Consider the following 19,647-nt stretch of genomic DNA (forward strand, 5'->3'; position numbering starts at 1 on the left):
CCACCCGCCAGCGCCGGATGTAGTCGGTGACGGCGCTGTAGCCGCCGCGGTAGCCTTGGGCCTGTATCTGAGCAAACAAGGCACGGCCGCTGCGCCGTCCATGCTTGGGGCGATGGCTGTCGGTTGTGAGCGCTTGATGCAGGATCGGCTCGAACGCAGTTAGCTTGCCATCGAGCTTCACCCGCTCGTACTTCGGGGCAACATCGCCGGGCGCCTTGAGCCACTTCTTGACCGTGTTGCGCGACAGGCCCGTGCGCTTTGCGATCTCGCTGAGGGAGAGTTGGTCGCGCAGCCTCATGCGCCTGACCTTGCCAATCATGTCCATGGTGATCACCTTGAATCCCCTGCTGAAATTCTCAGCAGGTCAGTGGAACACCCTGGTCAATATTGGATTGGCACTTTGCGGTTTAGCTGGTCAAGATTGCATCGGCACCAACAAAATAGCCGATGCCCTAGGTATTCCGCTCGCTTGTCTTTACTGCGAGGAAGACGAGCCAGCTAGGCTTGTTTTAGCGTCGGGAATCTTCAAGCCACCTGTTCAGCAACGAACCGTGTCCTCGTAGCTTGAAAAGGAGATTGCGTGGCCACAGCACCCTGTTCGCTTTCGCCTCCCCTAGCGACGCTCCGGCAATGAAACAGTCTAAAACCAAGAGAGCACTTAAAGCTCGGAGGGCCACCCGGAGCGAGAACAAGACGCACCTCAAAGCTAAATTATTTTCGGCTCGCGACTATCACAGATACCATTCCGCTTCAACAACGGAATCTCCAAATTATCCATGACGTATACCGCAGTCTTCAGAAAATGACAGAAGTTTCCGGATTTTCTGCGACGAGCCATTTTTGCGCGCCATCAAGCCTCAGCCCGTATTTGACATCATGAACACCTACTGGGAGCCCCCCCGCAATCGATGAGGGGATAATTCGAGGAAACCCTTCATCCACCAGATAGAGTCCTTGCCCACGAATTCTAAATCTCAGCTTCTGATATTGCTCCACATCCGATTCTTGAAAATTTGCAGCAGCGAGCATTCCTTCAAAATTTTTTTGCGCAGTAAAATCTACCATCAAGATTTCTCTCAATTCGGCGACTAAATTCGGCAACGACTCAGAACCGCCTGCCTCATCCCTCACCAGCAAACTGAACAGATACAGCTTTGTATGTGCAGGCGCCAGTAACTGTTCGAGCCCGTTGATTTGATGACTTTCATCAATTCTGCCGCTGGTTTTGACCTCAATCGAAAATCTTTCAGCCTCAAAATCGTTCCGCGAGCCAATCGGACCTCTCCACATCGACACCGCTTTCGCAGTACCGATTTGCGGAATTAACCATCTGCATAAGAACCATAGCTCACCAAACAAACCAATCTGCTGTTCTCTTGAAAGCAAATTTTGTGGGGCATCCGACCAGAATTTGCGCCACTTCAAGAGTATGCCTTGGATGAGTCGGGTACGTTTTATGCTGGCGCCCTTTGCCAAAGCATCAACAATTTCTGAAGCGACCAAATCTAAGACCTGATGCCCCTCCTGCTCCAAGCAGGCGATTTCTACAAAAACTTCACTCAGGCCAATAGTGTCCACCTTGCATTCAAGAGTCTGAACACGGACGCCACGACTTATTCTTTCTGCCAATACGCCCAGCTCATCCGCGGGTACACGCACCAAGATGGAGCGGCAACCTTTCGCATCCACTGCGGCATACACGTCAAGACTTCGACTAGGCTGAGCCAGACGGACAGTGAGCCGCTCGTCCGTCGGAACTTGCGCGTTCAGCAGATCCCATCGGAAATCCATGACGTCGAGCGTGCTGCTCATATCAACTGAGCCCATTTCGCAGTGCCCTGCACATACGAACTCGCAGGCCTATCTTTTACCGCCACGGGGAACGAAAGTGCAAACCCAATTAGATCGCGGGCCTCTCCACCATTAGGCTTGTCGAACAGCGGTGCACGCGCACTGCCTACTGCAGGCGAAGAGCCTTCGTCGTATCCAGATTGACGACTGATGGGATATAGGACCAGCAACCCAGAACTAGAATCCCGGACCATACGAGCGGCTCGATTAAGCGATTTTGGGCCTCCTTGAGACATCAAATTCTCTGCCGCCTTAAGTTGTTCGTCAGTCAGCCCAAAGGCCTCATCGCCAGCCGTCGTTATGACGCCAAGTGAGTTAGAGCCTTTCATACGAGTACGTGCGATATTGTGCACGGGCCCTACTAGGGAGGGAAGCCACTTCACCGAGCCGAGTTTTTTGTCCATTGTTTCTCGACCACGGACAACCACTGTCCAATTGACCAATCCTCCGTATTGATTCTGTTCCTCAATCCAGTCGGCCATCAAACGTGGAACACAACCCGAATCAGTGAATTCAAAGTCAAAATCCCTTAAAAATTCCACCACTGCAGCAGCGCTTACATCACTCCACATTGGCGCGTAAGCCTTCGATCCCGATACAGGCAATCCAATTTTATTGATAAGGTCAATTACAGCAAGACGATTACGCTCACACATCAAGCCGAGACGATTCAAGTCCTGAAGAGGAAAATGGATTGTCTGCTCCAACTGCAAGGAGTAGCTTTCGCTTTCTACCGTGATAGTTGTTCCACGTAGCTTAGCGCTTCCAGTAACCTTCATTGCGGGATGCCGGAGTATCCGCATACCGACATCTTTAGGAGTAATACCTGGTATCTGTTGATACACTTCCATATCCTCACGGAGCCGATGCTCTACAAGAGCCAAGTCAGCGAACCATCCGAGCAACTCACCGGAGGAATAGATGCGGGTGAGGTCTTGGTAGCCAAGCCGGTAACCATACCAACGTGCCATCTGTAGGAGCGTATCGTACTGCGGGGAGCGACGCGCAAAGTAGCTGACTAGCAGCCCCTCCAAAGTAAGGCCGCGAGATAGCTTATTTCCACCAATAGCAATCGCTTTGAGGGAAGGCTCCTTTTCATAGTCAAGGACATCACCTACTGCAGAGTTTATCTCCCTAACCTCTACAGCTTCCATAAATTTTCCGATGTATGGAATCAAATCTTCAAATTTATGAACTGGGCAACCATCTACCTTTTCCGAAGTTAAGATGAAATCCTCATTCCAGAGATTATTAAATCTATCTACCAGTCCGTTCTTCCTGTTGTATCGCCACTCATCTTTCAATTCGCGCCAACGACTTTCAATCATCTCCCTCATCGCCCCCTGTTTAAGGTTGATGTGAGTAGCGTGCACAAGCATGGTGCAAGGGGAGTCCTGCTGCCCTCGTAGGGCCCTAGCAGCCCCACCAAGCACAAAAGCGGCCATTGCTTCATCCATGGAGTCAGTCAGCTGGGTATCCTCCAGCAACGTTACAATCTGCTCAATGTCGACTGCGCGTAGGACCGGCAAGCCAAGGACACGCTCATCATTACTTGGGTCGAAACGCCCAAAAAACTCCTCTGTCCCAAAATAGCCTTTAGGCTTCGGAAGGTCAATGAAGAAGTCCTTCGGATAGAGGTCGAGTCCAGCCACCGGATCATATTGCTCATGGGGAATCAAAATATTGGCGAATGGCGTCGCCGTATAACCCACGTAAGCACGTTTCGAAAATATCTGAAGAAGCTCGCGAATATATCCATTTATTACAGCAGGAGATTCGTAATCCAGGTTATCCGAAGCATAACTTGCCTCCGTCTGAATTGAGGCTTTACTATCGACACTGGCTTGATCAGCTTCATCATCAATGAATAGCACTGGCAGATTCTTCTTCGTTCCAATAGGCGCCGTTATAAGCCACTGCTTCAGCCTCTTCAAAACCGCCCAATTCTTCTTGACCACTAGGAGCACTGGGTCCGACCCTTGCAGGGCTGCATGTGTGGCGCGACCAGGTTCGAAGTCGCCGTCAAAATCGTCGTTCGTGAATTTGTGCCATTGTTTCCCCGAAGGTGGCATCGGAACCGCATCGTGCGGGTTGTGGGGATAGCCAGTGAGCTCTTTGCTCAAGCGGATTTGGGTCTGGCGACGCAAGCCATTGTCAATGCCAGACATAACGATGATGAGCCGATATCCGGCATCAGCCGCCTTAGCTATCACCGCCGCGAAATTTGCTGTCTTCCCGCTCTGCACATAGCCAAGGACAAGGCCTCGTACATCGAATTCGGGAGTACTGGGCGGGCGTAGATGCCTTAAAACTGTGTCGGATGCATCATCGAGAGACGCCACAGAATCGCGTGGCCGATTTTTCACTCCGAGCAGGTAGCTTCTCAGCGTAGGCCAGTAGTACCATTCATTCCTATCCACCCCATCAAGCCAATCTGCCGCCTCCGCTGCGGTGGCGATCACCTTTGCCTTCTCAAATGTCCGGTTGCTCTCCTTCTCCAACTCCTGGGCTACCCAATCACGGAACTCAGGTTGGATGGCCGGATTAACGAGTACATCCGCAGGCGTGTTTCCCACAGAAATGAGGAAGCGCGCGGTACGGAGGGCGGTTTCTTGTTGAACGGAATGAGAGCTCAAAATTGCCCCTCCAACTTCATGCGAGCGCGGGCAATGGCGTTCTCAACTGCAACCACTTCAGATGCGTCCGCCACTTGTATTAGCAGGTCAGCCACCAAATCCAACTCCTGAGCTGTTGCCGTTCGTTTTTTGGATTTTTGCGAAGTGCCGCCGCCACCAGGGATTTTGAAGTCCCGATCATCGGGCGGTTTTGGCGTTCCGCCACCGGGTCCGGGTGGAGGCGCAGGAGGCGGTGGTACCGGAGGAGATGACGGACTTTTTGTTCTATAGATTTCCTCTGCCATCTTTACGGCGGGCTTTGTCCACGCCTCAATATCTGCACGTATTTCTGAGGGAAGCGCGACGCGCATTTTCGGTACGTTTATTTCGAACTCTTCATCCAATTTTGGATTAAATGAAACGGCTATCCGGGAAAGCTTGCGATGCTCATCGACCACCCTCAGACCGCACCAGCCACCGCTTTGAATCATACGGTCAGCACGATAGATGTAGAACCCTTGCTGCATGTTCCACTTCCGCGGCCCTGCCGCCCTTGTATGCGCCTCTTTGGAAGAGAACTTAGACTCCGGAGGAAGAACAAACGGTTCCACGATGACCGCTGAGCGCCCTTTGATTCCCTCGACAGGGAATGCGTTGGAATCGAGTGCCTTAGTTTCTTTTTCACTCCTAGCAAAAGGGTCCCAGGGCACCAGCTTGTTCTCGTTCACATATATTGCAAGCCGCTTTCCCCGAACTTCTCCGGCTAGGAACCGGTGGAAAACCATCGAGACGTGTTCTTCCATTTCACGAGTCACTGCGAAAAGATGCTTTCGTGCGTGCTCTCCATCTGGATACTTGTACCCAAGAATTCGGTCCAACCGCTCCCAGATGACCACGGTTCCCGTAGTCTCCTTCAGATGCGAAAGCGCCAGCGGGGGAAGGTCAGTTGTTTTGACCGGTAAGATTTCCCAACGGTTTTTGGCCTCGACATGCTCTACGTCCCAACAGTACGCGGCGATATCGGCTCTGTTGGGATTTCTACGCGTGGCTACGGTGAGCCTCAGACATTGGCTCAACGAGGCGGTTTTTAATCCTAGACCGAATTTCCCCAAGTCAGCGTCGTCGTAATCACGCTCTGACCCAAAGCGTAGAGCCTCTCTCAGCTGCTCCGGCGACATCCCTTCACCGTTGTCTGCAATCGTAACCGTCGTAGCCACACCCAGCCAGTCGACATTCACTCTCACAGTGCTGGCCTTGGCCTCGATAGAGTTGTCTATGAGGTCTGCGACAGCTGCCGCGAATTCGTAACCCAAATCTCGCTGTGAGCGAATCATCCGCCGTGCACTGGGAATGATTTCCAGACCATTTGCAGCCAAAGTTGCCCCCTCCTATTGGATATGTTAGAGATTGTGACTTATCGCTCCGGCCATCACCGCGGCGGAGCAGTAGTACTCATCTTCAGAAAGATGACCTTCATCAAACCGTTTTCTCGCTTCAATGGCTATGGGAATGAGTTCGACCGGCCACCCACTTCTTACATACACCGGTTCCAATACGAAACTGACGCCCCTTTTTGGCCCCGGACTCAGCACTCTTCCACTGTCGGATGCCGCATCAGGATGAAGATTGGGATGGAGAAACCCCACTGCCCACCAGGCGTGCAGGAAATCTGCTTTGGAAAGATTCGAAAGTGGCATCAAGAACAGCGACTCGACGAAAGCTTCAAGCTGGTCAATCGCAGCTCTGCGATCCGAAGGGAGCGTCGCGACGGCCTTGGGCGCTACCATGTCGCTGTCCACTGAAGCGGACACATACTCCTTGACCGCCAGCCCTATCGCCTGACCAACCAGCGGAGGTACGGCATTGCCAATCTGTGCGAATGAATGCGTGGGAGCCTCTGGAAGAAGGAAGGTGTCCGGAAAGCTCTGAATGCGGGCTGCCTCACGAGGTGATAGCGAGCGGCACTGCACAGGGTGGATGAACATTAGTCCATCCTTCTTCAGATGCGCAACGATGGTTGAGCAAAGCTCGTCTCGGTGCTGTCGGGTATACCTGTCCTTAAAGTTATCGCGATCGTAAGGAAACTCCATTTCCTCACCCCGTGCTATGGCTTGCTTGCTATTCTCCCCTTCATTGAGGCGCATGAAGTCGCGAAGATCGCGCTGGCTGTGAGGCCTTGCAGTGTGCGCCGTGAGAACCTTAGGCTTGTTGGCCAACAGGACTTTGTCAATGTAGCGTTTCCCGTACTTCTTGATGTGTGCCTTGCGGAGCTCAGGCTCGTAGAGTCGATGAAAACGGTCATCGCCTGGCACGATGTATGGAAGGTCTCCAATGGCCTCACCGAGAGTCACCGGCGGCTGCAGCCCCTCTTCGACAGGCTCGCCGATGCCCACGTGAGTCTGCTTGATGTATCGATCTGGGATGAACAGCGGCAGTTCTCTGCGCGTCCCGATAAACAGCTGACGAACCCGCTTCTGCGGCACGCCAAACCGCCACGCTTTCACCTCATATGGGATGACACGGTACCCAAGCTCACGGCTTTCGACTTGAACTCTGGTGAAGAATTCTCCGCCAGCCGCCGAACGGAGACCGGGAACGTTCTCCATGATGAAAACCTTCGGCTGGTAGTACTTCACGTACCGCAGGAATTCCTTGTATAGGTCTCGGCGAGGGTCGTGGACCAAGCGGTCACCATGGTTCGCCCCATCAACTTGGCGCGCCTTGGAAAATCCTTGGCAAGGAGGACCGCCAACGATGAGGTCCACCCGGTTCGGCGCAATCAGTTTATCTAGGTCTTCCGGGCGGAACGACGTCAGGTCTTTCACCAACGCATGAGGAACGTGCGGATAGTTCGCCTTGAAGGTTTCAATTGCAGGGACGTTGAAATCGATTGCCGCGAGACATTTCAAGCCTGCCCAGTTCAATCCCAAGGAAAAACCGCCACAACCAGAGAAGAGATCCAAGTAGGTCAGTGAATCATTGCTCTCCGTGGCATTGTTCACGGGCTTTGAGGAGGTTGGAATTTTTTTACTCATAGTTTGAAAAGCGTCTGCAATTTTCGCATCTGGCAACCATATGCCATCGTTTCGCGCAGAGGCTTCGCGTCGTTCCCTCAGGGCAACACAACTCGGCTGCTGCCAACCACATCATCTGATGATCCCTCGCTGCTGCTTTCGGCATCGTGATTGCGACCTACGCTCGAAGTGGCGTAAGGACTGAGTGATGGGCCTCAGCATATTGAGTCGTCGAGACTCAGAATGCCACAAATTGTTTCATTCCAAGCCGACATAGCGCGCCCTGACTGGAAATCAGCGGTGCGCGTGACACGGAGACAAAGGCATATCGTTAAATTGCGGTCAAACATCATTTCGGTTGAATCTCCCCGAGTGCGTGGTGGGACCGAGCGAATACTTTCCCACCTGTCTTCCAATGCAAAACGCCGCGTACTCGGCGTGACGTTTTCTGGGGCCTAGTTGTCAGGCTGCATCCTTACGCGGCCTCTAGGGCAGGCAATGGCAACTGCACAACATTCCCATCCGTTGGCACCACTACGGCTCCGGCATTTTGGAGCGCAGGCGTTCAAGCGCAATGGCCGCGCACATCAACGCACTGCGCCCCCGATGCAAAGGTCAGAACCAGCGTCAGAAAAACAAAAAAGCGACCGTTTTACGGGCCGCTTATTTTGCAACTACCTTGCTAACGATCAATTTTCAAGGAGTTTTTTTGGTGGCTGGAGCGAAATCGAACCAGCAGCAAGGATTTCTAATCCTAATCTCACTTCGCCTAAGATCAGTGGAACTGCTCTTCTTCGGTCGAACCCGTCAGGGCCTTCACGCTGGACGAGCCGCCCTGGATCACCGTGGTCACGTCGTCAAAGTAGCCTGCGCCCACTTCCTGCTGGTGCGACACGAAGGTGTAGCCCTTTTCGCGTGCTGCGAATTCTGGTTCCTGCACCATTTCGGTGTAGTGCTTCATGCCTTCGCCCTGGGCGTATGCATGGGCGAACTGGAAGGTGTTGAACAGGCCAAAGATCCTCGTAAGTTGAAGATTTGCAAGGATTTTTTCGCCTTTTTCAGGTTCCTTTTCAGCACCACCCACCCATCCCCCACCCCGAGTTTCTATGCCGGATTCCGATGCCCAATGGAATCAACGCCTTTCCTTTCCCCGGGCCGTGGCTCTCCCACCACCCACCCAACCCAGCCGTCGTTTCCGCTGAGGGGTGGAGGGGGAAAATTTTGCCCAGTTTTTCCGCTACGCGCTGGCCCTTTGGCTTTCCGGTCCTGGACCAATGGCGGCATTGGCTGCGGCGTCCACGGCGGCATGCAATGTGGCATCAGACAAGTGTGCGTAACGCTGCGTCGTCTTGACCTGGGAATGCCCCAACAGCTTGCCCACCACATAGATGGACTGGCCTGCGTTCACCAGATTGCTGGCAAAGCTGTGCCGTAGATCGTGCATCCGAAGATCAGGCAGGCCCGCTCTTTTGCGTGCCGTATCCCACGCGCAGAACAGATTGCCATACGGCTTGAGGGTGTTGGGGTTCGGCACGACATATGGACACCCATTCCACCTCGGCAGCCCTTGCAGCAACTCCATCGCTTTCGCAGAGATGGGGATGTTGCGGGCCTTCCCGGACTTCGACATGGGAATGCGCCAGTTGCGCCGCTCCATATCGAAGTGCTCCCACTTGGCGTCCAGCAGTTCCCGCTTGCGGCAACCAAACATCAGCATCAACGCCGCGATGTGCTTGAGCTGGGTGTTCTCGCTCTGGGCCAGTGCCTCGTGCAGCCGTACGGTCTCCTCGCTGCTCAGATAGCGCTCTTTCGCATTGTTGGCCTGAAACAGCGTCACCTCGTTGGCAGGATTCGATGAAGCGCCCTGCACTCTCATCTTCTTGGCCAAATTGAACATGATCTTGAACAGGATGGGCAGCTTGTTCGCCATCGCCAGTGCATACCCCTTGCTGCGCATGCCTTGATGGGCTTCCGAGATCATCGTGGACGTGATCTGGTCGAGATGCAGTGCACCGAAGCGAGGAAGGATGTGGAGGTTCAAAAAGCTGATGGTGGATTGGAAATTTCTCCTGTGCAGATGGATGTGAGGGATGTACTTGTCGCGGATGAACTCTGCGAGCGTGGGCACTTGGCGAAGGGCCTTCTTGTCCTCGGCAGGGTTCTCTCCCAGCACGACCTTGGAGCGGAGCTTTTCTGCAGCCTGCCGCGCCTTGTCGAAGGTAATGGCTTTGGCATCACCAATCTTGTGCTGGCGCTGTTTCCCGTAGGGGTCACGGTACCGAAGGCTGTACGTCTTTCCTCCGGTGGCACGGACCTCAAGGATGAAGCCGGTGATGGCGTTGTCGTAGTAGTCGGTCTTGTCCCGCCCTTCCAGGCAGACAGCATCCCGGACAAAGTGGGCATCGAGGTTCACATTGGGCATGGGGTGGCTCCTTGTTGGGGGTGAAAGTGAATAGCGGCAGAGGTGCGTTCAGGCTCACCCTCGGTACATCGGTGGGTGGCTGGCGGGGCGATCAGGTGTTGCGGGAGGCTGCGGTGAGGCCACCACACGATGGATAGCCATAGAGACAGGAAGGCAAAAAGCATGGGATCTCCTTTGATGGATGCGCTCAAGGGCGCGGATTGAAGGAAGGGGTCGATGAATGCGACGAAGGGCTCGGCCATGTCTTGACCAAGCCTGTGTCGAAGGGGGTGCCCACGCCGCGACCTGCGCAGCAGCACAAGGGGCGGGATGGACGAGAGGCGGAAGCGAGAAAGCAGCAAAGCCCAGCTGGCTTGCTACGGCACGGCGAGGACTGGGAAGGTGCCGCTCTGCTCTACATGCAGAGGGATTGGCGCGGCCATGCGGTCACCAATACGGTCATGTGCGACAGGTCCCATTGGGTCGCCGAACAGCCCGTGGTTTTCTCTTTCCTACCAATGTTTGGCAGCAGAAAACCCACTTTTCCCACTTCTGGGGAGGTGGCGGAGCAGGGCCTTCAAAAGTCCGCAGGCTGATCGCTGACCGGCGCGGGAACCGAAGGGCCGTCCAAATCCGACTCGGCTGTCAGATTGGGCTTCATACGAATACCCCGGAAGATCTCGTAGCCATCCAGCGTCGCCAGCTTGATACCCAACTGCAGGTTGAATTCCAGCTTTTCCTTGAAGGCACTCTTGGCAAAGGGCTTGCGTCCGTTCTCTTCACACCATGAGCGGTATTTTTTATACAGACAGGACCGCCGACAGTGAAGCGAAGCTCCCAACTCGCAGCATTCATGAATGAATTCATCCACGGAACTGGCCGAGCGCTGCCACTGAGCCATCAGACGGTCGTGCACCTTGGAGGGCGAATAGCCTCCTTGCTGAAGAACATGAGCTCCCGCTTGCAGCACCTTGTAGGCGATACCGGGCATTTCACTCTTGGCGATGCGATCCGCTAGACCGGCATCCAGTGGCAACCCGCTTTTGAGACGGCTGTTGGGGAACTCCGCCAGCAGCCAGCGGGAGAAGAATGCCGCCGAGTGGTCATTGGTCCTGATCATGTGGTTGCTCATGAACAGGTGGCCTGCCGTGTTCCGATACGTGAAGGGATCCTGCTTTGTAAACCTTCCCACGACCTCGTCGCGGCCCAGTACCGACTTGAACTCAGCAGCGGGTATAGGAAGATGCTCCGCCAACTCGCCCACCACATTCAGACGTTTCCCCGCCATCATCGCCAAGTAGTACTCCTTGCCCCACAAGGTGGGAGATGCGGCGGAACACAACTCAGCGGGAACCAGATTGTTGTAGATCTTTTCCAGGGTGCCCTTTCCAGCGCGCCCATAGCGGTCCAGCCAGGCAAATGCCTTTTCATACCGGTGGGCGACCCCCAACATCACAGCACCGGCAAATTCCTCCATAAGGCGCCGCTGCCCCTCTTCTTCGCCCTCCACCTTAGTGCAGAAAGTTTCGTGCATGAACGCGTCATACAGCGGTGTAGGAAGGTCCTCCGGCTCGAAGTCCAGCGCCACTGTTTGGCGGTGTTTCAAGCTCAGAAGCTCCTTGCAAACCTTCCCGTCCCGTGCGCTGTAGAAGCTACGCAGGCACGCCACACCTTCGGGAGCTTTCTCGAAGAAGGTGTCATTGGTCGCGATAGCCCGCGCGTGGCTTGCGATGCTGCAGTAGTCCTCCTGGCGCAGGCAGTTCTCTTTATCGTCATGAAGCTCTGCCACGACCTTTTCAAGTTCGCCAAATGACAGCGGCTCCCACAGCCTTGAGTTTGCGCGGGGTATGTACAGCGTCCCCCTGACAAAGACCGGGTTGTACGACCCGATGGCCATGTGCTTGAGCACATCCCTCGCGTACCCATGGTGTGTGGGGACCACCTTCTTTTGCACCCTTTCGAGCTTGCGCAGCGCTCGGTCGAGCTGGGTCAGTGACACCTCCCCGTTGACTCGCTTAAGCGTCGCCCGCACGTCAATCCACCCGGCGAAATCACGAGCCTGCAGCGCGAGCAGGGCGTGAAGAGCCTCAGGTTCAAATGGAGCGCCGCAACGATGCGCAGTCTTCGCGATGAGCTCAGCAATGACTGCGGCGTTGTCCACCGCTGGCACCCCAGCCTCGACATCCGAAGTGCCTGCACCAAGCCCACTCTCTGCTGCAAGCCCACTCTCTGCTGCAAGCTCACTCTCTGCTGCAAGCTCACTCTCTGCTGCAAGCTCATTCTCCATATCCCAAACGTTACTTTTTTCCATAAAAATGCTCTTTCCAGTCAAACGTTAATGACAGCCAAAAGCTCTTTCGTAGCCCAAGCCACTACTCCAAGCCCAAGCTCATACGCGTCAAGACCACATCAATTTGCAAGCTCATCGCAAGCGCTTTTTTTGTGTGTCTATCGCTTAACCGTCCCCTGGTTAAAGATTCACCTTTAAATAACCAAAAATTATTATCAATACTGTGTTTTTGCACATATACAAACACAAATTGATAACCGCTGGTTGAAAAAATAAAGACCGAGCCACCCCGGAGCAGCACCATGCGGCACCACCCCGGGGTATCTCTTTTGCGCCCCTCCGTCGATCACCCACGGCAAAGCCTCCGTGTCACACGGCATTCGTCTTCAGGGTGTTTTCAGGAGAGGGGTTCCGGCGGGCCAGCACGCGAGGGCCAGGTCCGGGAGGCGGGCAAGAGCTGCCCAGGTTGGCCGCAGGTGGGCCGGTTGCTGCGGGGTGATGGGTCGGGTATCAGTCCCAGGCCGGGGTGCCCAGGCGCTCCGCCTCCCACCCGAGGAGGCCTGCTGCATGGCTGGTGATGGTCAAGGGCAGGAGTTCCACGGGAATGTCCCGGTCCAGCATGGCAGTGGCGGCAGTCAGAACGCAGTCTTGATAAGTCATGGAATTACTTCTTTCTATGTGTGTCGAGGTAGTACACAAGCCCCGCAGCGATCAGCACGATCACGAGGAAGTGCAGCGGAAAGGCATAGACCAAGAGGCCCAGTCCGACCAGGCACAACCAGCGGGCGCCGGAGGCCATGAGGTGAAGGACGAGAACAGTGGTCAGGGAAGCGGCAAGCAAAGCGGCCATGAAGACTCCTATAGCAAGGCAGAGGTAATAGGTCCGGGCGAGGGTGTCGCCGGTAGGTGGACTTACCGCTTGCAATGAGGGGGTCTGCAGGTGTTCGCAGAGCTTGCTTATGGAGCCGTCGAGGCCCCTGCCCGCTTGCCGCGAGCCTTGTCATCCTTCACAGGGCGGGTGGTGGGCTGATTGGTGGGCTCTTTGGCGGACTGAGTGGCGGGTGGATTGGGCGCCTGCAGCCGGGCCTTCCAATCGACGCCTTCCACGTACTGGTAGGCATGCCGTTTGTCCGTCACTGCTTGCAGAACCCCCAGGTGCGTGAGAACCGCCATCACAAAGCCAGCGGTGTTCACCGAGGTGCCCGCAAAGAGCTTTGCCAGGGCCGATGCCGACAGCGTGGTCGCCGCTATCAACAAAGGCTCTACAGCTTCATAGGCGACCCAGGAAGGGTTGTGATGCCCCTTGCCGGTGTTGTGGGTCACACGCAGGTGCAGGCGGCCTTCGGGGTCGTTTCCCAGCTCATAGGTGAGCGTGGAGCGGCCGGACAAGGAGGGGCACTGGTCGGTGTGCAGGGTAGTGATGGTGATGGCTTCTAGAGTGTTATCGGGTTGGGTGGCATCTGTCATTGGTGGTCCTTTTGATGGGTTGTCGAGGAACATTCCTCATTTCAGATACGCGGTTTTTCTCAGTTTGGAGTGGGCAAAAAAATGCCACCCGAAGGTGGCTTGTTGGTCGCTGTGAGGTGATTCCAGCAGGTGTTGCAGTGGTGCTTGCTTTGTCATCGGGGGTGGCCCTTCTTGGCATAGCGATCACAGAGCACCGCCAGTGCATGGGGGATGCCCCGGGGCATGAACACCACGATGCCAAAACCGTCGTCGCTCAGGATGAAGGTCAGCACAACCCAGTGTTCGTACACCTCCAGGGCATCCCAAGACGGTGTGAAGTCGGGGTGATCGTTGGCCAGTCCATTCCAGCGGTTATGAAGGACGGTGAAGCCCAGCTGCTGCTCCAGGGCCTGGGGGGTGTCTTCCGGGTCCATCACCACGACATGCAGCAGCGATGCCCAGTCGTCTATTTCGGTGAAGGCTTCTTCTGACAGCCGTTCCGCCACCAGGGTATGAAGGCCCAGGGCATTCTCGGTACTTGCCAGTCGGTTCAAGGCGTCGTGGTCTCGGTAGGTTTGCATAGGCAGCTATCCTTTTGATGAAGTGGTCAGACAAAGAAAAAGCGCCCGAGGATTGCTCCAGGGGCGCTCTGCAAGTTGAATAGCGTAATAGTCTCTAGTGAATATCTAAAAAATTTGAGGTATCAAGCATATTTTCGAGCACTTGAAATCAGCGGCAGCACGGATTACCTATCATGGTATTCCAATCGCAAGCTTCTCCACCACATCGGTCGATATCAATTTTAACAACGGACCTATTTGACCTTGAAAAAAATCATCTCCTTTTACGATCGAAATAAGCATAAATTGATCTTGTCGAACATGCACATTTCCGATATCGACAATGGGGAGAGAACTAACGATTCGTTTATTCCCCCCATTTGAGGAAACGTCCATTACCCAATCCGTCTTACACATCGCACGGGGCAATATCACACTGCCATTGTTACATTGCGACTTAAACGACACTAGTCGCAGGTTGGTGATTTCTTTCCCCTGCACTGCCTCAAAAACTTCACCCAACAGAAAGTCACCGATGTTGATGCGATGATGCCCTCCTGAAGCGGGATACTCGACCTCAGCCTGAAGAAATGAAAACTTATCGACAGCAGTATAGGCCGGCGCATTCCCATACTTTTCAACGACGTTAATTCTTGCTGGGACCTTTCCTAACGTTGTTGGAGGATTGGCACATCCAGCCACCCCGACAAGCGCCATTGCGCAAACAAGTAATTTTTTACTAGAGAATTCCAAGGTATCACCTCTATCAATGATTATTTCAGGGAGGGCAAATGGCCTTTGCGCGAAGTCGCACCGCCAGCCAGTTCGTGGATAAGGGGTCGGGCTTCTGCTTTAGCGTCCCCAGGAGACTGACATGTTCTGCTTCATCGGCCCATTCATTGCGCTTTGCGGCCGATCATTCGTTCAACTCCATAAGTCTCCTTGTCGTGCAGGTTCCATACTCTTCGCTTTGCAGGCCGTCGGGACACAGAGTCGCCCAAGATGGCTCCAGCATCGCCAGCCGAGGCCGTGCGCCCTACTTTCTCGGTGTGCTCTTCGGCAGCTCTGACGTCACCGATCCAATGAAAAATGTGGGCCTAGGCACCGTCGAATGTTGCCTGGTGATGGGTTGAGGATAGCGGTCTGCGGCTACTTGCTCCAGCGGGAGCGCTCGAACACGCTAGGCAGCGCGATGCTTCCCTTGTCCTTGTCGTAGACGCACAGATGACTGGTGTATTTGCTGGAGGACTCGCTTGCCTTTTCGGACAACTCAACGACGATGTGGCCATCCTTGGTCCAGTGGTCGATGGGTTTGACGACGGCACCGAACTTGGCGCGCTCTTGTGTGTGGAAGCTGGCGCATTCGGATTTGATGCGGGCAAGTTCTTCACGGCTGGGGCCCGAGCAACCGGAAAGCAGCGTCAGCGAGGCCAGCATGAGAACGGGAAAAGCAGATGTCATGGGTTTCATAGGTGGACTAAGGCTCCTTGGTTGGGGGTTGGGATGAATGGCAAAAGACTTTTTTCAAAGGGAACATCCCCGCTGAGCGTGGCAACCCACAGGGTTTTGTAACGAATTTCGTGACGACGAATTATCACCACGTCACGAGACTCGTGACATGCCATCTGAGCCTTTGGAATCCTCGAACGTAGTGGGCCACCGCATGCGCTCACGGCGCGAGGAACTTGGGTGGTCTCAGGAGAAGGTGGGAGTGCTGATCGGCATTGATGAGTCGTCAGCTCGCGCTCGGATCAGCCGGTATGAGTTGGGGTTGCACGAGGCGCCCGTGAAGACAGCAAGGCAAATTGCAGAGGCCTTGGGTGCACCGCTTGAGTATCTGTATTGCGAGGACGATAACCTCGCCGCAGTTCTGCTGAGCCTTGCGAAACTCAAGCCCAATGCACGCAAGCAGGTCGTGTCCAGATGGCTTGCTGAGTTGGCGTGAGCGAACAGCTTTTTAAGTGCCCGTCAAAGCTGCATTGAGTGAAGTTCGCATCATCAAGGCTATCGACGGTACTTGCTTGGGATGGGTTTTGTGCGGCAGTCGAAGGGGCCGTCTTTGCCGCTCCCGCGTATACGTGATTCAAAGAAATCGCGTTTTGACTGCGCGTTCTGCAGACCCTGCACCGTGCCCGCGTCGATCTCACAATAGTGGTAATAGGTAGTCTTCAAGCGGATGACCATGTAACGCTCTGCCTTGTCGTAGCAGATGCGGGAAACGTCGCTGTTATCACTCACGTCCGCGCACGTGAATGCGTCGAGAGAGACAGCACCGTGGTATTTCACTTGCACGCTTTCAGCCAACGCTAGTTGACAGATCATCCCCAGAATTGCAACAACTAAAGTTTTCATTTTTGTATTCCTTTTAAGGGATTTCACGGCCACAAATAACCATTTGTGAAAATCTCTCGAACACCGTTTTCCTGAAATAGGACACTACATCCAAATAGCTTGCTCAACGGCAGACTTTATCCTCTCCGCCTTTGCTTTTCCGATATTTGGAACCGCACGCAGCTCATTAACAGATAAAGGAGCGATGTCGGAAATTTTGCGCCACCCATATTCCTTCAAAGAATCAATCATGATTTGTGTTAAACCATACGGCAAAGCAGTGCCCGCTTTCAACTTTTCAATTGGAAGATCTATAACATCAAGACTTTCATCTTCCTCGGGAGTTGGACAGTCGTATTGACTTAAAAATGAGCTGGGCGAATATTCAACCATTTCGCTATTCAACACACTTATACGAGTTAATTCCTCGATAAGCTCATAAGAGAGAGTGCCACCGGGAACTTGTTCAAACAAAGGCCCCAGACTGAGTGCATAACGAGGGCCACGACCAGAACCGCTCTTTGACAAAGACCTAGAGGCTTCCCGTTTAGCGATAAGGCCAGTGTATTCGAGAATCTCGAATATTTTCCCAAGTCGTTGCACGTTGTCTCTGTGCACCAACATTGAATTCACCCTTTTCCGGCCACACTCATCAAAAAACACTGGCGCTATTTTCTCCGCAGTATCTAGCATTGGCGTATATGCCCCCAACTTTGTTTGCAACTCTTCTAACGCGGGGTAAAGATACCCACTCGCCAACCACTTCAGAGCATCCGCAACAGTATATACGGTAATACGATCACCCTTCTCAGCAAGCTCTTCACAAAAAGCGTTAAAAGCTCTGATATTTCCTAGAACGGCTCTTCCAATTAGCATCGGAATAAGCGGCTGAAGTCGAGCTTCGCATCTATCCATCAAGCCGGGATGCCTTACCTCGATAAGCTCACGAAAAAAGGATGAGAAGTCTCGCGATCTTTCGTCCCGCTGCGCCTCGACCACGGTAGCATCACTGTACAAATCAAATCTTGATCCGAACTTAGTTACCCCAGGATATATACTTGCCTTACATGAAACAGTACTCGAAGATATTGTCCTAAAAAAATCAAAAAATCCGGCCAAAGAAATCTCACGCCCAATATGCGCAACATCATCAAAAAATATAACAAGGCGCTTATCAAATTTGACACACAAATTATTGAGAACGCCATTTATATCCTCGATAGAAGATATCTTTAAATCCACTGAAAAACCGAGATTTTTGAATTCATCTTCTATATGCCTTCCGACATAAGGAATTAATGTCCCCAAATAATTTTCCGATCGAGATATTATGAGCGGAAAGTAACGCAAGCTAATGTATACAGAAACAACCGTACCGCGAGATTCTCTAATTATTTTATGCGCCTCTCGCATGTACGCACTCTTACCGCTACCTCGTGGCCCTCTCAACAGAACCGGGCCAGGAGCCATAAGCCTACGAAGAATTTTCCCATCCGTTTCCGAGAATCGATGATATTGTTCAAAGTCATCATCAGAAAACTCCTCCGCAGAGAGTTTTTGATTAATATCAACCAAATTGATTGCACTCATATTAATTGAATCTATCTTCAACAAACTTCATACACTCGTATGCATCTTCGCGAGCTATCGACCTCGCGAAAAATGGGCCTACATGGGTAGCGACTGCCAACAACACCACAATCCGATAGCTATCGATCCAATATAGTTGAATCGCATGATTATCAAATGCGACCTCCTCATCTACTAAGTATTCCGCATGCACACCCTTAGAAAGGCTACTATAAATCTGCCCGAGTCTGGATCTAAGCATGCCAAAGGGGTCGTCCACCGCAGCAATTTCATCTACCCACGCGGACTCCGAAGATTTGGTTTCAGTTAGCCACCTCAATCCAGGCTTGAACGCAACCTCACTCAAATGCCATCCAAGCAAACTTCTCTCTGGGCCCTTCTTCAGTCCCCCAACGTCCCAGATACTCGCGCCCGCAGCAGTTTTCTCAGAAGGAAATATATCGCCCGACCACGCAATTGACGAAGGATTGGGCTTACCTTCTTCATAAGTTTCGAGACGTTGATGTTTTCTCGCAGCCAGTACCTTTAAGGGATCTACACGTGAGAGCATACTGGTCAAACTGAGCTCAAGAAATTTTCTACACAAAAATGGAAACACAGCAGCAGCCGGCAAAACATCGTCGCGACTCAACACCACTCCTATTTGCTGGTCAATATTTTGTAAGTCACTCCGCAAACGCTTAACCATTCCCACATAGTCGGAATCCACATATGCATCTTCGACAGCTGCCGTACCACAAACCAAGTCAACAATTGTGAACATTTCTCATTTCCTACGGAACCTAAACTAAGACCCGACGCCATCACAGCACTGACCGCCCATACATCGCCCGCTTACGTTTGATATCGTAGAAAATAACTATTACCCTGTACAAAAAAACGTATACCACTGCCAAAACCAGAAAATTTATCGGACTAGACAGAAATCTCTGTAAAGCATCAAAAAATCCAGGCTTATCTTTTCGAGACAGCTGATCGAGGGAGGTTAAATGACGTTCGTGTAGCTTACGCACGTTCGCGAGTGCAGGGCCTGTCTTTCCCTCTTGTATTTGCTTAGCTAGTTCATTGAGCAGTGCAGCATTTGGCTCACCATCAGCAAAGGTTTGAAAATTACGCGTCGCGACCTCTGCATATAGACTATCGAATATTGTTTTTATCTGGTCTTTTCTCTCGACAGAGAGATGAGTACTGCTGGCTATATTGAACTCAGCCTGCTCAACGACATCAGCGGTGGATATTTGAAGAGATACTTTTTGTTCGCGGCGTCGCTGATCAATCAGACGGCTAATTCGAGTCCATTCCAATTTGATTCCATTGAGAACTTGCTCTTCCACGATCATGATCACACTCTGACGGACAGCTCTCGAGCGCTCAATATCTGCAGCATTTGCCTCCCGTTCTGTGGCCGACAGTTGGTACCAAGTGGCCCCAACAGTAACCAATAGGCCAACAAATCCGGTGAGAATATATCCGAACCAATCTCGCTGGGTCTTTTTCTCATTTGCCGTCTCCATGGCAGTTACCGAACCAACCATTGCAACCTCCCTAT

The 19,647-nt window shown here is 53.0% G+C and carries 19 protein-coding genes and 1 pseudogene; 2 read left to right on the forward strand and 18 right to left on the reverse strand.

The window, feature by feature from the left end; all coding sequences use genetic code 11:
• Positions 1 to 325 (reverse strand): helix-turn-helix domain-containing protein (locus ARADN35_RS25610; protein WP_208856803.1); only part of this gene is annotated, 325 nt, incomplete at its 3' end.
• On the opposite strand from ARADN35_RS25610, the gene ARADN35_RS27690 reads away from it, so the two are divergent.
• A complete protein-coding gene (locus tag ARADN35_RS27690) occupies positions 324 to 563 on the forward strand; it encodes a hypothetical protein (protein ID WP_139019141.1) in 240 nt (79 codons plus the stop codon). The two genes, ARADN35_RS25610 and ARADN35_RS27690, sit on opposite strands and share 2 nt — an antisense overlap.
• Positions 564 to 795: 232 nt before the next feature.
• Here ARADN35_RS27690 and ARADN35_RS27095 read toward each other — a convergent pair whose 3' ends face one another.
• The 13 genes and pseudogenes from ARADN35_RS27095 to ARADN35_RS25615 all read right to left on the reverse strand — a co-directional run bounded on the left by ARADN35_RS27095 (position 796) and on the right by ARADN35_RS25615 (position 15,638).
• Positions 796 to 1,812 (reverse strand): PD-(D/E)XK motif protein, encoded by a 1,017-nt coding sequence (locus ARADN35_RS27095; protein WP_159103172.1) that lies wholly within the window; start codon positions 1,810 to 1,812, stop codon positions 796 to 798.
• A complete protein-coding gene (locus ARADN35_RS0101140; protein WP_010458138.1) occupies positions 1,809 to 4,487 on the reverse strand; it encodes a Z1 domain-containing protein in 2,679 nt (892 codons plus the stop codon). The genes ARADN35_RS27095 and ARADN35_RS0101140 overlap by 4 nt, the downstream gene beginning before the upstream one ends.
• Complete coding sequence (locus tag ARADN35_RS27100; protein ID WP_139019142.1) at positions 4,484 to 5,842, reverse strand: ATP-binding protein; 1,359 nt, start codon at positions 5,840 to 5,842, stop codon at positions 4,484 to 4,486. The genes ARADN35_RS0101140 and ARADN35_RS27100 overlap by 4 nt, the downstream gene beginning before the upstream one ends.
• A gap of 24 nt (positions 5,843 to 5,866) precedes the next feature.
• On the reverse strand, positions 5,867 to 7,468 hold the full coding sequence (locus ARADN35_RS0101145) for a DNA cytosine methyltransferase (RefSeq protein ID WP_244265828.1): 1,602 nt from the start codon (positions 7,466 to 7,468) through the stop codon (positions 5,867 to 5,869).
• A 787-nt stretch (positions 7,469 to 8,255) separates the two neighbouring features.
• Positions 8,256 to 8,486: pseudogene (locus ARADN35_RS0101150) on the reverse strand (isocitrate lyase); the annotation flags it as partial.
• A gap of 231 nt (positions 8,487 to 8,717) precedes the next feature.
• Positions 8,718 to 9,902 (reverse strand): site-specific integrase, encoded by a 1,185-nt coding sequence (locus ARADN35_RS0101155; protein ID WP_010458143.1) that lies wholly within the window; start codon positions 9,900 to 9,902, stop codon positions 8,718 to 8,720.
• Positions 9,903 to 10,458: 556 nt separating this feature from the next.
• Positions 10,459 to 12,192 (reverse strand): DUF5906 domain-containing protein, encoded by a 1,734-nt coding sequence (locus ARADN35_RS0101165; RefSeq protein ID WP_010458145.1) that lies wholly within the window; start codon positions 12,190 to 12,192, stop codon positions 10,459 to 10,461.
• A gap of 489 nt (positions 12,193 to 12,681) precedes the next feature.
• Positions 12,682 to 12,831, reverse strand: coding sequence for a hypothetical protein (locus tag ARADN35_RS28150; RefSeq protein WP_010458146.1), 150 nt, complete (start codon positions 12,829 to 12,831; stop codon positions 12,682 to 12,684).
• A gap of 4 nt (positions 12,832 to 12,835) precedes the next feature.
• Complete coding sequence (locus ARADN35_RS0101175) at positions 12,836 to 13,021, reverse strand: hypothetical protein (protein ID WP_010458148.1); 186 nt, start codon at positions 13,019 to 13,021, stop codon at positions 12,836 to 12,838.
• A gap of 107 nt (positions 13,022 to 13,128) precedes the next feature.
• The gene (locus tag ARADN35_RS0101180; RefSeq protein ID WP_010458149.1) at positions 13,129 to 13,638 is read right to left on the reverse strand and encodes a hypothetical protein; all 510 of its coding nucleotides are present in this window, start codon (positions 13,636 to 13,638) and stop codon (positions 13,129 to 13,131) included.
• Positions 13,639 to 13,790: 152 nt separating this feature from the next.
• The gene (locus tag ARADN35_RS0101185) at positions 13,791 to 14,198 is read right to left on the reverse strand and encodes a hypothetical protein (protein WP_010458150.1); all 408 of its coding nucleotides are present in this window, start codon (positions 14,196 to 14,198) and stop codon (positions 13,791 to 13,793) included.
• Between the two features lie 171 nt (positions 14,199 to 14,369).
• Positions 14,370 to 14,930 carry a hypothetical protein gene (locus tag ARADN35_RS27695; RefSeq protein ID WP_139019143.1) on the reverse strand — a complete coding sequence of 187 codons (561 nt, stop codon included), beginning with the start codon at positions 14,928 to 14,930 and terminating at the stop codon, positions 14,370 to 14,372.
• A 396-nt stretch (positions 14,931 to 15,326) separates the two neighbouring features.
• Positions 15,327 to 15,638 carry a hypothetical protein gene (locus ARADN35_RS25615; protein ID WP_140426346.1) on the reverse strand — a complete coding sequence of 104 codons (312 nt, stop codon included), beginning with the start codon at positions 15,636 to 15,638 and terminating at the stop codon, positions 15,327 to 15,329.
• 157 nt (positions 15,639 to 15,795) lie between these two features.
• Here ARADN35_RS25615 and ARADN35_RS0101195 point away from each other — a divergent pair, with 157 nt between their 5' ends.
• Positions 15,796 to 16,122, forward strand: coding sequence for a helix-turn-helix domain-containing protein (locus ARADN35_RS0101195; RefSeq protein WP_050812413.1), 327 nt, complete (start codon positions 15,796 to 15,798; stop codon positions 16,120 to 16,122).
• 59 nt (positions 16,123 to 16,181) lie between these two features.
• Here ARADN35_RS0101195 and ARADN35_RS0101200 read toward each other — a convergent pair whose 3' ends face one another.
• The 4 genes from ARADN35_RS0101200 to ARADN35_RS27710 form a co-directional block, all read right to left on the reverse strand.
• The gene (locus ARADN35_RS0101200; protein ID WP_010458155.1) at positions 16,182 to 16,529 is read right to left on the reverse strand and encodes a KTSC domain-containing protein; all 348 of its coding nucleotides are present in this window, start codon (positions 16,527 to 16,529) and stop codon (positions 16,182 to 16,184) included.
• An 84-nt stretch (positions 16,530 to 16,613) separates the two neighbouring features.
• Positions 16,614 to 18,098 (reverse strand): hypothetical protein, encoded by a 1,485-nt coding sequence (locus tag ARADN35_RS27700; RefSeq protein ID WP_139019144.1) that lies wholly within the window; start codon positions 18,096 to 18,098, stop codon positions 16,614 to 16,616.
• Position 18,099: 1 nt separating this feature from the next.
• Positions 18,100 to 18,861: a hypothetical protein gene (locus tag ARADN35_RS27705; protein WP_139019145.1), complete on the reverse strand. Its 762-nt coding sequence runs from the start codon at positions 18,859 to 18,861 to the stop codon at positions 18,100 to 18,102.
• A 40-nt stretch (positions 18,862 to 18,901) separates the two neighbouring features.
• Positions 18,902 to 19,633, reverse strand: a complete 732-nt coding sequence (locus ARADN35_RS27710; protein WP_139019146.1) for a hypothetical protein — start codon at positions 19,631 to 19,633, stop codon at positions 18,902 to 18,904.
• Positions 19,634 to 19,647: the final 14 nt, after the last annotated feature.

This window comes from Acidovorax radicis N35 (genome assembly GCF_000204195.1).
Taxonomy (GTDB): domain Bacteria; phylum Pseudomonadota; class Gammaproteobacteria; order Burkholderiales; family Burkholderiaceae_C; genus Acidovorax; species Acidovorax radicis.